This window comes from Micromonospora sp. DT44 (assembly GCF_049841635.1).
Classification (GTDB): Bacteria; Actinomycetota; Actinomycetes; order Mycobacteriales; family Micromonosporaceae; genus Micromonospora.
In genome coordinates, this window is record NZ_JBNCKS010000047.1 from 1 (window position 1) to 12,461 (window position 12,461).

The 12,461-nt window shown below is 71.6% G+C and carries 13 protein-coding genes; 5 read left to right on the forward strand and 8 right to left on the reverse strand.

Annotation, left to right across the window (positions count from 1 at the left end; genetic code table 11):
* Positions 1–163: 163 nt before the first annotated feature.
* Positions 164–685 carry a PepSY domain-containing protein gene (locus tag ACLQ25_RS24470; protein WP_425733131.1) on the reverse strand — a complete coding sequence of 174 codons (522 nt, stop codon included), beginning with the start codon at positions 683–685 and terminating at the stop codon, positions 164–166.
* Between the two features lie 97 nt (positions 686–782).
* Complete coding sequence (locus tag ACLQ25_RS24475) at positions 783–1,262, reverse strand: GNAT family N-acetyltransferase (protein WP_425733132.1); 480 nt, start codon at positions 1,260–1,262, stop codon at positions 783–785.
* Between the two features lie 71 nt (positions 1,263–1,333).
* Between ACLQ25_RS24475 and ACLQ25_RS24480 the strand changes: the two genes are divergently transcribed.
* Complete coding sequence (locus ACLQ25_RS24480; protein WP_425733133.1) at positions 1,334–2,230, forward strand: LysR substrate-binding domain-containing protein; 897 nt, start codon at positions 1,334–1,336, stop codon at positions 2,228–2,230.
* Here ACLQ25_RS24480 and ACLQ25_RS24485 read toward each other — a convergent pair.
* Genes ACLQ25_RS24485 through ACLQ25_RS24495 form a run of 3 tightly spaced genes read right to left on the reverse strand, consistent with a single transcriptional unit; the run spans position 2,227 to position 4,788 of the window.
* On the reverse strand, positions 2,227–2,781 hold the full coding sequence (locus ACLQ25_RS24485; RefSeq protein WP_425733134.1) for a DUF5872 domain-containing protein: 555 nt from the start codon (positions 2,779–2,781) through the stop codon (positions 2,227–2,229). The genes ACLQ25_RS24480 and ACLQ25_RS24485 overlap by 4 nt on opposite strands.
* A 28-nt stretch (positions 2,782–2,809) precedes the next feature.
* Complete coding sequence (locus tag ACLQ25_RS24490) at positions 2,810–4,096, reverse strand: HAMP domain-containing sensor histidine kinase (protein ID WP_425733135.1); 1,287 nt, start codon at positions 4,094–4,096, stop codon at positions 2,810–2,812.
* Positions 4,093–4,788 carry a response regulator transcription factor gene (locus ACLQ25_RS24495; RefSeq protein WP_425733136.1) on the reverse strand — a complete coding sequence of 232 codons (696 nt, stop codon included), beginning with the start codon at positions 4,786–4,788 and terminating at the stop codon, positions 4,093–4,095. The genes ACLQ25_RS24490 and ACLQ25_RS24495 overlap by 4 nt, the downstream gene beginning before the upstream one ends.
* A 103-nt stretch (positions 4,789–4,891) precedes the next feature.
* Between ACLQ25_RS24495 and ACLQ25_RS24500 the strand changes: the two genes are divergently transcribed.
* From ACLQ25_RS24500 to ACLQ25_RS24510, 3 genes are all read left to right on the forward strand, one after another.
* Positions 4,892–5,356: a septum formation initiator gene (locus ACLQ25_RS24500; RefSeq protein WP_425733137.1), complete on the forward strand. Its 465-nt coding sequence runs from the start codon at positions 4,892–4,894 to the stop codon at positions 5,354–5,356.
* Positions 5,357–5,469: 113 nt separating this feature from the next.
* On the forward strand, positions 5,470–5,874 hold the full coding sequence (locus tag ACLQ25_RS24505; protein ID WP_425733138.1) for a hypothetical protein: 405 nt from the start codon (positions 5,470–5,472) through the stop codon (positions 5,872–5,874).
* A 9-nt stretch (positions 5,875–5,883) separates the two neighbouring features.
* Positions 5,884–6,297, forward strand: a complete 414-nt coding sequence (locus ACLQ25_RS24510; protein WP_425733139.1) for a hypothetical protein — start codon at positions 5,884–5,886, stop codon at positions 6,295–6,297.
* 56 nt (positions 6,298–6,353) lie between these two features.
* Here the strand turns inward: ACLQ25_RS24510 and ACLQ25_RS24515 are convergent, their stop codons facing one another.
* Both ACLQ25_RS24515 and ACLQ25_RS24520 read right to left on the reverse strand, forming a co-directional pair.
* Entirely contained in the window at positions 6,354–10,289 is a 3,936-nt protein-coding gene (locus ACLQ25_RS24515) for a ThuA domain-containing protein (protein ID WP_425733140.1), read from the reverse strand.
* 150 nt (positions 10,290–10,439) lie between these two features.
* Positions 10,440–11,033 carry a hypothetical protein gene (locus tag ACLQ25_RS24520; protein ID WP_425733141.1) on the reverse strand — a complete coding sequence of 198 codons (594 nt, stop codon included), beginning with the start codon at positions 11,031–11,033 and terminating at the stop codon, positions 10,440–10,442.
* Positions 11,034–11,158: 125 nt separating this feature from the next.
* On the opposite strand from ACLQ25_RS24520, the gene ACLQ25_RS24525 reads away from it, so the two are divergent.
* A complete protein-coding gene (locus tag ACLQ25_RS24525) occupies positions 11,159–11,764 on the forward strand; it encodes a class I SAM-dependent methyltransferase (RefSeq protein WP_425733142.1) in 606 nt (201 codons plus the stop codon).
* Between the two features lie 42 nt (positions 11,765–11,806).
* On the opposite strand, the gene ACLQ25_RS24530 is transcribed toward ACLQ25_RS24525, so the two are convergent.
* Entirely contained in the window at positions 11,807–12,355 is a 549-nt protein-coding gene (locus tag ACLQ25_RS24530; RefSeq protein ID WP_425733143.1) for a hypothetical protein, read from the reverse strand.
* Between the last annotated feature and the right edge of the window lie 106 nt (positions 12,356–12,461).

A 12,461-nucleotide genomic window follows, 5' to 3' on the forward strand; every position in this document is an offset into this window, starting at 1 on the left:
CCAGACCACCACCAGTATCAACATCATCAGCCCGGACCCTTGACGACCACACCCACCGCCTAACTGAACGGCGTTGGATCTAGACCACCGCGCCGGGGCATCTGCTCCACGACGTCGCCGCCCGCCTCGGGTCGACCCCGGGGCGGGCGGCGAGATTCGACGATCAGTCGTCGTCGCCGTCGTCGTCCGCGTCGTCGTTCTGGTCATCGGCGTCGTCATCGGCGTCGACCGGTTCCTGCTCGGCCTTGACCACCGAGCCGTTCTCACGGTCGACGTCCACCTCGTGCTCGGTGTCGCCGACGACGACCTCGACGCTCCAGACCGGGCGGCCGTGCTCCTGCTCGGCCTCGATCTCGACGATCTGACCGCCGCCAGCCTTGGCGAGCGCGATCTCCCCGGCTCGCTTCTCGTCGACAGCGGCGCCGGCCGGCGCCCCGCCCGAAGCCGGGGCTTCACTGGACGACGGGGCACCGCTCGTCGGCGTACCCGACGGTGTGCCGGTCGACGACGGATCGCTGGTCGCCGGCGCTGCGGTGGTGCTGTCGGCCGTCGGCGCGACGGTCGCGGCGGCGAGCGTCGTGTCGGTGCGCGAGTCCTTCGCGGCGGTGACGCCGAACGCGGCCCCGGCCACCGCCAGCACCGCCGCCCCGCCGGCCGACGCCAGGAGCAGATTGGTCCGCTTCATTGTGGTGTCCACCTTTCCTCGGTTGTCGACTACGAGGATCGGCGGAACCGGGATAGCAGCGCGCTGTCCCAACGCTAAGGCCGGGTTAAGCCGGCGGTCAGAGCGCCAACCGCATGAAGACGTCGGCCCGGGCGTACGGCGCCAGCGGGATCTGTTCCGCATCGACGTGCTGGAAGCCGGCCGTTTCGTAGAGGTGTACGGCGTTCGGGAGCTTGGTGCTGCTGCCGAGGAACAGGGTGGCCGCGCCGAGCTCGCGGGCACGCTCGATCGCGGCCTCGATGAGTTGCCGGCCGAGGCCCCTGCCGCGCAGCGCCGGAGTCACCGCCATCTTCGACAACTCGAAGACGTCCGCCGAGCTGCGTACCAGGGCGACACAACCGACGATCTCCCCGCCGTCGCGCAGGACGAGCACGTCGCCGCCCGGCTCGACGATGGCAGCGAACGGGTCGCCGAGCGTCTTCCGGTCCGACTCCTCGATGGTGAAGCGGTGGGAGATCCACTCTTCGTTCAGCGTCCGGAAGGCCTCGGCCTCCTCGGGGGTCGTCATGGACGTGACCGTCAGCGTGCTCGGATTCATGACCCCGATTCTCCGGCCGCCCTTATTCGAACGTCCAATATCTTGTTCGGACTGATTCGTATCCTCGACGTATGGATCCCGAGTTACGCCACCTGCGGTACTTCGTCGCGGTCGCCGAGGAGCTGCACTTCGGTCGGGCCGCGGTGCGACTGCGGATGGCCCAGCCGCCGCTGTCGCAGCAGATCCGACAGCTCGAGGCGATGATCGGTACGCCGCTGTTCGTCCGCACCTCCCGGTCGGTGGCGCTGACGCCCGCCGGTGAGGCGTATCTCGTTCGATGCCGGCGGGTGCTGGCCGCCGTGTCCGACGACGTGCACGAGGCGAGCCGCATCGGGCGCGGGGAGCAGGGACGCTTCGACATCGGCTTCGTCAGTTCGGCGATCCAGCTCGGGCTGGCCGGGCCGATCCGTCGTTTCCGTGAGCGCCATCCGGCCGTCCGCCTACGTCTGCACGAGGCGTACACGGCGCAGATCGTCGACCGGCTGTTGAGCGGCGAGGTCGATCTCGGCGTGGTTCGGGACGCGGACGACCACGACGACCTGGTCGGCGTCACCTTCGCCACCGAGTCCTTCGTCGCCGTCCTGCCGGCCGACCACCCGCACGCGGGAAGCCGCGCGATCGACGCTGCGGTGCTGCGGGACGACCCGTTCGTCTTCATCCCGCGGGTGGCCGGCGAGCGGGCCTACCAGCGCAATCTCCGGCCGTGCCTGGAAGCCGGCTACACGCCGAGCATCGTCCAGGACGCCGGCAATTGGACCACGGTGGTGCACCTGGTCGCGGCCGGCCTCGGAGTGACGATCGCACCGGCGAGCATCACCGCCGTGTCGCCTCCCCCGGTGGCGGTGCTGCCGTTGACCGGCACCGAGGCCACCACCGAGGTGCGGATCCTGCGTCGCCGGGATGACGACCGGGTCACCTCGACCGGCTTCGGGACCGCAGGCCGATCTCCGGACCTGCTCGCGGGCTAGCCACGCCGGTTGAGTTCCGCCTCCAGCCGCTGGACGAGGGTCTTGCGGTCCTTGCCGGCGTGCTCGTTGCGCAGGGCGGTCCGGAGCTGTCGCGTGTCGAGGCCACGGACGAGTTTGCTGGCCTCGGCCACCGACATCTCCGACATCCGGCCGGCGGTGGTGGCGTCACGTCGTGCCTTCTTGGCCGGGCCGGTGTTCGCGACGTACTGCCGGCCGGTCCGGGACGCTTCCCGCTTCTTGGTGTCGGTCGCGCGCTTCTGGCTCTCGGACATCTCGTCCCAGGCCTTCTTGGGCAGGTAACGGCTCGTCGCGCCGTCCTTGCGGGCCCGGGCGTCGCCCTCTTTCGTCTGCCACTTCTCGTTGCCCCAGCGCTGCAACGCCTTCTGCCGCTCGTCCTTTTCGCCCAGGAATCCGCCGCCGCGCCGCTTGTACTCCTGCGTCACCAGCTGTGACTTGCGCGCCGACCACTGACCGGGCTTCCCGCCCTTGTCGGACGCCTTGATCTCTTCCTTGATCTGCTCTCTGAGCTCGGGTTTCGTATACCGCGCCATGGGTGGCAGCTACCCGGCAGCGCAGCGGCTATGCCTGGCGCTGCGGCGGCGGGCCGAGCCGCAGCAGCACCTGCGCCCCACCTTTCGGGCCCGAGCGCAGCTCCAGCCGGCCGCCACCGGACTGGGCGGCGCGGCGGGCGATGTCCAGACCGAGCCCCGTCGAGCCGGCCGCGCTGGCACCCCGCTGGACGGCGCCCGGCGGCAGCCCGGGGCCCTCGTCGGCGACGGTGAGCAGCACCTCGCCGGCGTCCCGCACGAGGCGGACCGTGAACGGCGTGCCGTCGGGGGTGTGCGCGAAGACATTGCCGAGCAGGGCGTCCACGGCGGCCGTCAGGTCGTCGGCGGCTACCCCGACGGTCAGCGGGCCGGGGGCCAGGTCGAGGTGGACGGCCCGGCCGGTGTCCTCGGCGAGCACCGACCAGAACGCGACACGGTCGGCGACGATCGCCGCGGCGTCGGACGCGATCGCGCCCGGCACCGGAGCGCGACGCCAGCGGGCCTGCTGGATGAACCCGGTGACCGCTCGTTCGAGCCCGTCGGCGGCGGCCGCGATCCGGACCGCGTCGTCCGGGTCGCGCAGTGACTCCGCCTCCAACCGCAGCGCCGTCAGTGGTGTCCGCAGCCGGTGGGACAGGTCCGCGACCTGCTCGCGCTCCTGGAGCAGGAGGACCTGGATCCGGCCGGCCAGGTGGTTGAGCGCCCCGGCGACCTCGCGCAGCTCGGCCGGGCCGGCGGGTACGACCCGGGCGTCCAGCTCGGCGTTCGCCAGTCGGTGCGACACGGCGGACAGGTCGCTGATCGGCCGGACCAGCGTGCGCGCCAGCCGGTCGGCGACCGCCAGCCCGATCAGCACCAGCACCACGCCGAGCAGCGCGAGCACCAGCCAGGCCCGGGTCACCCCGGCGGTCAACTCCTCACGGGGCACCACGATCCGGATGACCCCCGTGCCGTCCGCCCGGCCCTGCACGGCGATGACCACCTCGCGGCCGGCAGCCGACTCGCCGGTGAGGCTCTGCCCGCGTGCGGCCAGGGCCACCGCGGGCGTACGGGGCGCCTGGGCGCCGAGCACCGTGCCGTCGGGCAGGAAGACACTCACCGGTCGGCCGGACTCCGCGGCGAGCTGCTCGACGGTGAGCCGGATGGTGGGCGCGTCGGCCGTGCCGACCACCGGCACGAGGCTCTGCGCGTCGGCGGTGGCCCGCACGGTCGCCCGGTCCTGGGCGACGGTCCGCACGAGCAACGCCAGCGGCACCAGGAACGCGACGAGCGTGAGGACGCTGACCGCGGCGACCAGCAGCGCCAGACGCGCCCTCACGGGCGGACCGCGGGCGCTTCGAGGCGTACGCCGACGCCACGCACGGTGTACAGGTAGCGGGGTTGCTGGGCGGTCTCCCCCAGCTTGCGGCGCAGCCAGGACAGGTGCACGTCGACGGTCTTGTCGGCCCCGCCGTACGGGATCTGCCAGACCTCGGTGAGCAGCTCGCGTTTGGTGACCACCTGACCGGGCCGCCCGGCCAGGTGGTGCAGCAGGTCGAACTCGCGCGGCGTCAGCTCCACCAGCGTGCCGTCCAGGGTCACCTGTCGGGACCGGGGATCGACGCGCAGGCCACCCACCACGAGGGACGGATCCTGCGCGTCGACGCCGGCGGGACCTCGTCGCAGGACCGCGCGGACGCGCGCGTCGAGCTGCGCGGCGGTGAACGGCTTGACCACGTAGTCGTCGGCACCGGCGTCGAGGACCCGGACGATCTCCGACTCGTCGTCGCGGGCGGTGGCCACGATGACCGGCACGGAGCTGACCGCGCGCAACATCCGCAGCAGCTCGCGTCCGTCCAGGTCGGGCAGTCCCAGGTCGAGCACCACCAGGTCGGGCCGGTCGTCGAGGGCGTCGCGCAGGCCCGCCATCGCGGTCGAGGCCGCGGCGACCGCGTGGCCGCGTTCGCGCAGCCCGCGCAGCAGCGGGGTACGGATGGTCAGGTCATCCTCGATGAGCAGCAGGCGGGCCACAGCAGGCAGGCTAGCCGCTGTCACTGCCGGCGCGGCGCACGTTAACCGTGCCTTAGCCTCCGGATATGCCTGGAACAACCATGGATCGGGGATAGTCGGTGGCATGAGCCGTCGTTCGGTCCTCGTCGCCGCCGGGTGGGTGGCCACCGTCGCCGTGGCGACCCTGATCGGGTTGGGCGCGATCCGGCTGGTGGGTGAGAGCATCACCGGCACGCCGGGCGGGGTGCGCAGCGAGGCGGAGATCGAACGGGCGCTCGCCTCGCCCGAGCCGGGGCCGAGTGGCACCGTGGGCGCCGCGCCGGGTGGGCCGTCCACGGCGAGCGCCGCACCGAGCGCCAGCGCCGGGGTCCGCCGGAGTTTCGCCACCGGCGGCGGCACGGCCGTGGCCGAGTGCGGCGCCGACGGGGTACGCCTGGTGTCGTGGGCGCCCGCGCAGGGCTACCGGGTGCACGAGGTGGACCGGGGCCCGGACGACGACGTCGAGGTCACGTTCGAGGGTTCGGCCGGACGACACGAGTTGAAGGTCCGCTGCATCGGCACCGAACCGGTGGCCGTCGCCGACGACTGACCCGGATACGTCCCGGTCGGGCAGGTGCCCGCAGCCGAGGCGAGGGCTCGACCGGGTGGAGGCGATCGGCTGGCCGGTTGACGGTCCGAGCATTGGTGAGCCACCATCGCAGCGTGCTGGCGCAGGGGCGGGACGAGTCGGGTCAGCTGCGCGCGTGGCGGGTGGGTCGCCGACGCCTCGCCTGGCGTCCCCGTATCGCCCGGCCGCGGCTTGAGGGCGCGGACGGCGGCCCGTTCGAGATCGTCGTGGTCGTGATCCTGGCCGTGCTGGGCCTCGGCCATCTGCTCAACTGGCTCGCCGCCCTGTTGGCCACCTCGGTCGTCTGGCCATATCGAGCGCTTTCCGGCCGCTGGCCGGTCGAAGCTTACCCGCTTGATCCGTCCCTGGTCGCGACGGACCGGGGCGGTGACCTGCCACATCGTCGAAGGGTGGCGGGCCGCGTCGCCGCCATGAAGCTGACGCGGCAGTGGGTGCGCGACATCGAAATGGCAGGGGCGCCCGGTCCTGGAGATCGCTAGGATCCCGCCATGATCCGCACCATCGTTCTCGCCTCCCTGCTGCTGGCGGGTTGCTCGCCCGCCGATAAGCCCGAGCCCGTGGCCAGCCCGACCAAAGCCTCGGACCTGCGCGCCGTGTCCGCCTGCCGCTACCTGGCAGATGCCCTGAAAGAGAACGTCCTGCCCCCGTTCAAGGACGCGGGCGCCGCGAATCACGCCGCCTACTCGACCGACCCGGATATCCGGGCGGCGGGTGAGCGGCTGGGACCGGCCGCCAAGGAGGTCGGCGACATCTATTTCCGGAAGGACCCCGCCATCGACACCGGGCCCGCCGACCTCCGCCTGGCTGAGGCGCGGCAGGGCATGCTCGCGGCGTGCACCAAGGTGTTCGGCGAGCCCCCGTGGGAGTTCGCCCAGGAGCCCACTCCCACACCCAGCAGCTGATTGACGGGCGTGGCCGGCACGAAGGCTCGTGCCGGCCACGTCGTGGTGGTGGTGGTTCAGCTCGTGTAGGCCTCCACCTCCCAGAGGGAGTGGCCGTAGCCGGTCCCCCGGGCCGTGCCGTAGATGCGCAGGTAGCGGCCGTTCGCGCCGAGGCCGCTGTGCTCGTCCACGCCACCGTCGGCGCCGGTCACCGTCTTCACGGTGGTCCAGGTGGTGCCGTCGTTGGAGGTCTGGATCTGGTACGCGCTGCTGTACGCCGCCTCCCAGGCCAGCTTGACCCGTCCGATCGCGGTCGGGCTGCCCAGGTCGACACGGATCCACTGCGGGTCGGAGAACGTGCTCGACCAGCGGGTGGCGAGGTTGCCGTCGACGGCCTGCGCGCCGGTCACGTCGGCTCCCTCGGTGCTGGACGTCGTCGTCGGCTTGTTGAGCAGCAGGTTGCCGCCGGTCGGGGTGCCGGTGCCGCCGTACACCTCGAACTCGTAGAGCGAGTAGCCCCACGCCGTGCCGCGACCGGTGCCGAGGAGCCGGACGTACCGGCCGGAGCCGGTGAGCCCGGTCAGGTCGTCCACCCCGCCGTCGCCGCCGGTCACCGTGCGGATCGTGGTGAAGGTGACGCCGTCGGTCGAGGTCTGGATCTGGTACGCGTTGCCGTACGCGGCCTCCCAGGTCAGCTTGACCCGGCTGAGGGCGTACGTCGCGCCCAGGTCCACGTCGATCCACTGTGGGTCGCCGAAGGCACTGCCCCAGCGGGTGCCGGCCACCCCGTCGAACGCGTTGGCCGCGACGAACGCGCCCTCGTAGCTGGATGCCCGAGCCGGCTTGCCCTTGGCCAGGTTGGTGCCCGTCCCGGGATCCGGGTCCGGGTCCGGTCCGGGCCCACCGGGGCTGGTGGAGAGGGTGAACTCGTCGATGTCGAACCACGGGCCGGTGCCCTTGAACACCAGGTACAGCGTCCGGGTGCCGGTCGGCGCGGTCACTCCGCCGGTGACCGTGGCGAAGGTGGCGTACCCGCCGGTCGAGGTGACGGTCGCCGCGCCGACCAACTGCCCGGTGGGTGAGTCGACGCGCAGCTCCAGCGTCCCGCCGCCGCCGGCCGGCGCGCCGACGCGGGCGCTGAACGACTGGATGCCGGTCAGGTTGTACGGACGGAACGAGATCCAGTCGTTGTTGTCGATGTAGCCGACGGCGGCACCGCCGTGCCCGGCCGCCCCGGCGACGATCTGCACACCGGACGAGTCACCGAAGTGCTCGGCCTGGCGTACGCGCGGTTGCAGCACCGCCTGGGTGTGCGTGGTCAGCGCCGGCTGGCCGCCCCCGCCCAGGTCGGTGTACTCGGCGTCGATGATGCCGAAGATGTTCGCCGCGGTGTCGTGCTCGCCGTCGGCCGAGGTCTGGATGACCCCGGTGCAGCCCTGCGCGCTGGCGAGCTGGTGGCCGTGCGAGTCGTGGCCGAGGACGTAGTTCACCTTGACCCGGGCGCAGTTGATGGTGCCGTCCTGGGCGTCGGTGACCGTGACGGAGAACGGGATTGCGTCCCCGAAGTTGAAGGTCTGCCCGTTCAACGGGGTGTTCACGGTGACCACCGGGGCGCTGTTGCCGACGGTGACGACCACGCTCGCCGTGGCGGTCTTGCCGGTGGTGTCCCGCACGGTCAGCGTCGGGCTGCGGGTGCCGTTGGTGGTGTACGTGAAGCTCGGGTTCGCGGCGGTCGAGTCGGTGGTGCCGTTGTTGTCGAAGTCCCAGGCGTAGGTGAACGGGTCACCGTCCGGGTCGAGGGTGCCGGCCGAGGAGAAGGCCACGGTCAGCGGCGCGGTGCCGCTGGTGGGGGTGGCGGTGACCTTCGGCACGGGCGCGCGGCCGCCGCGGGCGTACTCGATGCGGTAGAGCGCCGAGTTGGCGTCGCCGTTGAACCAGCCGGTGCCGTAGTCGAGCACGTAGAGCGCGCCGTCCGGGCCGAACTCCATGTCCATGACCTGGGTGCCGGTCCACGGGAATGGGTTGATCTTCAACGGTTGGCCGGTGGAGTCGAGCTTGACGTTCTTGATCCAGCGGCGGCCGAACTCGCCCGCGAAGAAGGTGCCGTCGTAGTACTGCGGGAACGCCACGGGCGAGGTGTTGTTCGGGTCGTACCGGTAGACCGGGCCGGCCATCGGCGACAGGCCGCCACCGGTGAACTCGGGCGGCGAGCCGGAGCCGCCGTACGGCAGCCAGGCCGGGATCGCCGGCGGAAGCTGGGTGATGCCGGTGTTGTTGGGCGAGTTGTTGACGGGTCCGCCGGCGCAGTTGAACTTCGCCCCGGACGGCCCGGACGGGAACGTGTAGTCGTTGTACGCGTCGTTGCGGGCGGTGCAGTACGGCCAGCCGTAGAAGCCGGGCCGGTCGATGCGGGCGAACTCGACGTTGCCCGCCGGACCGCGGTTCGGGTCGGCGGTGCCCGCGTCGGGTCCATAGTCACCGAGGTAGACGATGCCGGTGGCCTTGTCCACGCTCATCCGGAACGGGTTGCGGAAGCCCATGGCGTAGATCTCCGGGCGCGTCCGGGCCGTGCCGGGCGCGAACATGTTGCCCGCCGGGATGGTGTAGCCGCCCGCCGCGCTCGGCTTGATGCGCAGCATCTTGCCGCGCAGGTCGTTGCTGTTCGCCGAGGTGCGCTGCGCGTCGAAGGCCGGGTTGCGGCCGGACCGCTCGTCGATCGGGGTGAAACCGGCCGAGTCGAACGGGTTGGTGTCGTCCCCGGTGGACAGGTAGAGGTTGCCGGCCGCGTCGAAGTCCATGTCGCCGCCGACGTGGCAGCACATGCCCCGGCTGGTGGGCACGTTGAGGATCAGGGTCTCGCTGGCCAGGTTGATGGTGTTGTCGGCGTTCACGGTGAAGCGGGCCAGTCGGTTGACGCCGTCCCAGACGGCGAACTGGGCCGGGGTGCCCTCGGCCGGCGCGCCACCGCCGGGTGTGCTGAGCGGGGGCGCGTAGTACGCGTACACCCAGCGGTTGGTGGCGAAGTTGGGGTCGGCCTTGATGCCCTGGAGGCCCTCCTCGTCGCCGGTGTAGACGGCCAGGGTGCCGGCGATCTTGGTGTTGCCGGCGGCGTCGGTGTGCCGGATCACGCCGTCGCGGGAGGTGTGCAGCACACCCCGGTCGGGCAGGACGGTCAGGCTCATCGGCTCGCCGGTCTCGGCCGCGCCCTTGGCCAGCGCCACCTGCTGGAATCCCGTGGTGACCGTCGGGCCGCAGTCGGCGGTGACCGCTCCGGCCGCGGTCTGGATCCCGCCGAGCAGGTGCTGCCGGAAGGCCGCGTCGGTGTACGAGGCGTCGGTGTGGCCGAGGCCGGTGTACCAGGCCCGGCCGCCGGAGTAGTTCTGGCACCAGGAGATCGGGTGGTCGTACCCCATGCTGCCGCCGGTGTAGGTGCTCTCGTCGAGGGTGGCCAGCACGTGCACGGTGCCCCGGGGGTTGGCGCGGTAGTTGTACAGCTCGTCGAAGCGGCTCCACCGCTGCGGCAGTCCCCGGGTGGACGGGTGCACCTGGTCGGCGACCGTCACGGTGGCGGTCTGCTCGGCCGGGTGCGAGGCGAAGTACGCGCCGACGAGCCCGCCGTACCAGGGCCAGTCGTACTCGGTGTCGGAGGCGGAGTGCACGCCCACGTACCCGCCGCCGGCCGTGATGTAGCGCTCGAAGGCCGCCTGCTGGGCGGCGTTGAGCACGTCGCCGGTGGTGGACAGCCAGATCACCGCCGCGAACCGGGCCAGGTTGGCGTCGGTGAACTGGCCGGCGTCCTCAGTGGCCTCGACGGTGAAGCCGTTGGCCGCGCCGAGTTGCTGGATCGCCGTGATGCCGGGGGTGATCGAGCCGTGCCGGAATCCGGCGGTCTTGCTGAAGACCAGGACGGTGAACGGGGCGGCGCTGGCTGCGGGTGGGGTGGCGACGACGCCGCCCAGCACGAGGATCGCGCTCAACACAGCGCCGAGCCACGCTCTCAGGGATCTGCGCACGGGTAGGTCCTTTCGCGGGACGACGTGCGCCGATCACGCCGGTGGTGGTGTGCATGCATCGTTACGGGTCGACTACCACCTCGTCAAGGACTTCCGCACTATCCGAGAGAGCGTTATCTCGGCAGGTCAGGGCGACTGTGGTAAGTGAGATCAGATTACGGTTCCCGCGTGGTCCCGCGCGTCGTTCCGGCGCAGGGCCGGCAGCGTCGGCGCGAGCGCCACCGCCATGCACAGGCCGCCGAGCGGCAGCAGATCGAGCGTGACGGCCGGTAGGACGATGCCGACGAGCAGCAGGGCCACGCTCCACCAGGGCAGCCGCCGGTGCGCCGCGAGCATGCCCGCGAGGACGAGCAGACCGAGGAAGAACAACTGCGGTACGACGTCGTAGAACAGCACCTCGACGCCGGGCACGTTCTTGAAATCCCGGCCGAGAGCCGACATCTCCGCCCGGTCGGCGGCCAGCAGTCCCTCGACGATGTCGGCGCCGAACTGCACCATCGTGGCGGCGAGCCCGACCAGCGTGACGGCCACGACCGATGTACGCCACGGGCCGGGGCGCAGCAGGCCGGCCAACGCCAGCACCACCGGTACGAACGCCACCATGCCCGCGAGGCCGACCAGGTGCGCGGCCTGCCAGTCGAACCCGGGGCCGTACGTCCCGTCGGACCTACCCCAGAGGCGGACGAGCCCGTAGCCCACGATGCAGGCCGGCCCGGCGATCACGAAGAATGCGGCGCGTCTCATGCGGGCCATCATCGGGCCGCCCGCACCCGCCAGACCTCCGGGCGCTACCCCCGGTACGGCCCGGGTTTTCGCCTCAGGTGTTCCACCGAGCGACCCTGAGCACCATGATCTCCTATAGTCGGTCGGTGAGCACGGATCAGGTACAGCAGGCGTACGGCGCGGTCGCGGATCTCTACATCGAACTGTTCGGCACCCGTGAGCAGGTGCACCCCGACGACGTCGCTTTCGTCGGGCGGCACCTGACGGGTCGCCCCGGGCCGGTGCTCGATCTGGGTTGCGGTCCCGGCCACCTCACCGACCACCTGCGGTCGCTGGGCGTCGACGCCACGGGCATCGACGTGGTCCCCGAGTTCGTCGCCCATGCCCGTGCGACGTATCCGGGCGGCGACTACCGCCTCGGGTCGTTGGACGACCTCGACGTGGCCGACCACTCGGTCGCCGGCATCCTGGCCTGGTACTCGCTGATCCATCTGCCCCCGGAGCGCCTCGACGGTGTACTGACGACATTCCGACGTGCCCTGACCTCGTCCGGAGCGTTGGTGCTGGGCCTCTTCGCCGGCGACGAGGTCGACGCCTTCGACCACAAGGTCACGACCGCCTACCGCTGGCCCGTCGACGAGATCTCGGAGCGGCTGACGAGGGCCGGCTTCACCGAGGTCGAGCGCCTGGAGCGCCCCGACGGCGGCCCGCACCGGCCGCACTACGCCATCGCGGCGACCGCCACCGGGTAGCCGGGCGACGAGGCACCCCCGCGACGGCCACCACCGGGCGGCCTATCGTCCGACCGGCCGCTCCGGGCAGCGGGTGAAGCGGCTCGACCATCCCTCGTCCGACATTCCGTCGAGGGCCAGCAACTCGAACCCGTTGCCGTCATGGCTGACCAGCAGCGCGTCGTCGAAGGTGTAGCGCTCGGGGGATTCGAGGTCATGCCTGGGCGCTGCCCCGCGTTCCCCCAGGTCGAGGCGCAACCACCGGTCGCCGTCGTCCTGGTCGTCGTCGTCCTCGTCCTCGTACTCGCTGAAGACCCACGTGCCCTGAGCCGAGGTCGGCCGACGGCCGTCGAAGTAGGTACGCCAGATGTACTCGTCGGTCCACGTGACCCGGAGGTCCGCAAGGACGTGGAAGAGGTAGGCGTCCGACATCGCGTCCAGCCGCGCCGACCCGTCCCGGCGCAGGTCGATCTGGTCGCCCGAGGAACCGCACCACACTCCCGTCAGATCGGCGTTCGTGGGCTGCGGCGAAGGGGCCGGGGGCGCACAGCCGACCGCAGCGGCCAAGAGGAACGTCAGCGCGGTCGTCACGACGACGGCTTTGCTCTGCACGCCGGCCACTCTAGGACCTTGGACCGCCGCGGCATCGGCATGCCCCGCCAACGAGGCCTGGTCACGCGCGGCGCGAAGCGGACACCACGAGGATCGCTCAGCCGAC

What these genes read in the sequence shown, in the direction of transcription:
- ACLQ25_RS24500 (WP_425733137.1), top strand. Translation starts at nt 4,892, where the DNA reads ATGAGCCGTCGTTCGGTCCTCGTCGCCGCCGGGTGGGTGGCCACCGTC.
- ACLQ25_RS24520 (WP_425733141.1), bottom strand. Translation starts at nt 11,033, where the DNA reads ATGAGACGCGCCGCATTCTTCGTGATCGCCGGGCCGGCCTGCATCGTG.
- ACLQ25_RS24475 (WP_425733132.1), bottom strand. Translation starts at nt 1,262, where the DNA reads ATGAATCCGAGCACGCTGACGGTCACGTCCATGACGACCCCCGAGGAG.
- ACLQ25_RS24510 (WP_425733139.1), top strand. Translation starts at nt 5,884, where the DNA reads ATGATCCGCACCATCGTTCTCGCCTCCCTGCTGCTGGCGGGTTGCTCG.
- ACLQ25_RS24470 (WP_425733131.1), bottom strand. Translation starts at nt 685, where the DNA reads ATGAAGCGGACCAATCTGCTCCTGGCGTCGGCCGGCGGGGCGGCGGTG.
- ACLQ25_RS24480 (WP_425733133.1), top strand. Translation starts at nt 1,334, where the DNA reads ATGGATCCCGAGTTACGCCACCTGCGGTACTTCGTCGCGGTCGCCGAG.
- ACLQ25_RS24485 (WP_425733134.1), bottom strand. Translation starts at nt 2,781, where the DNA reads ATGGCGCGGTATACGAAACCCGAGCTCAGAGAGCAGATCAAGGAAGAG.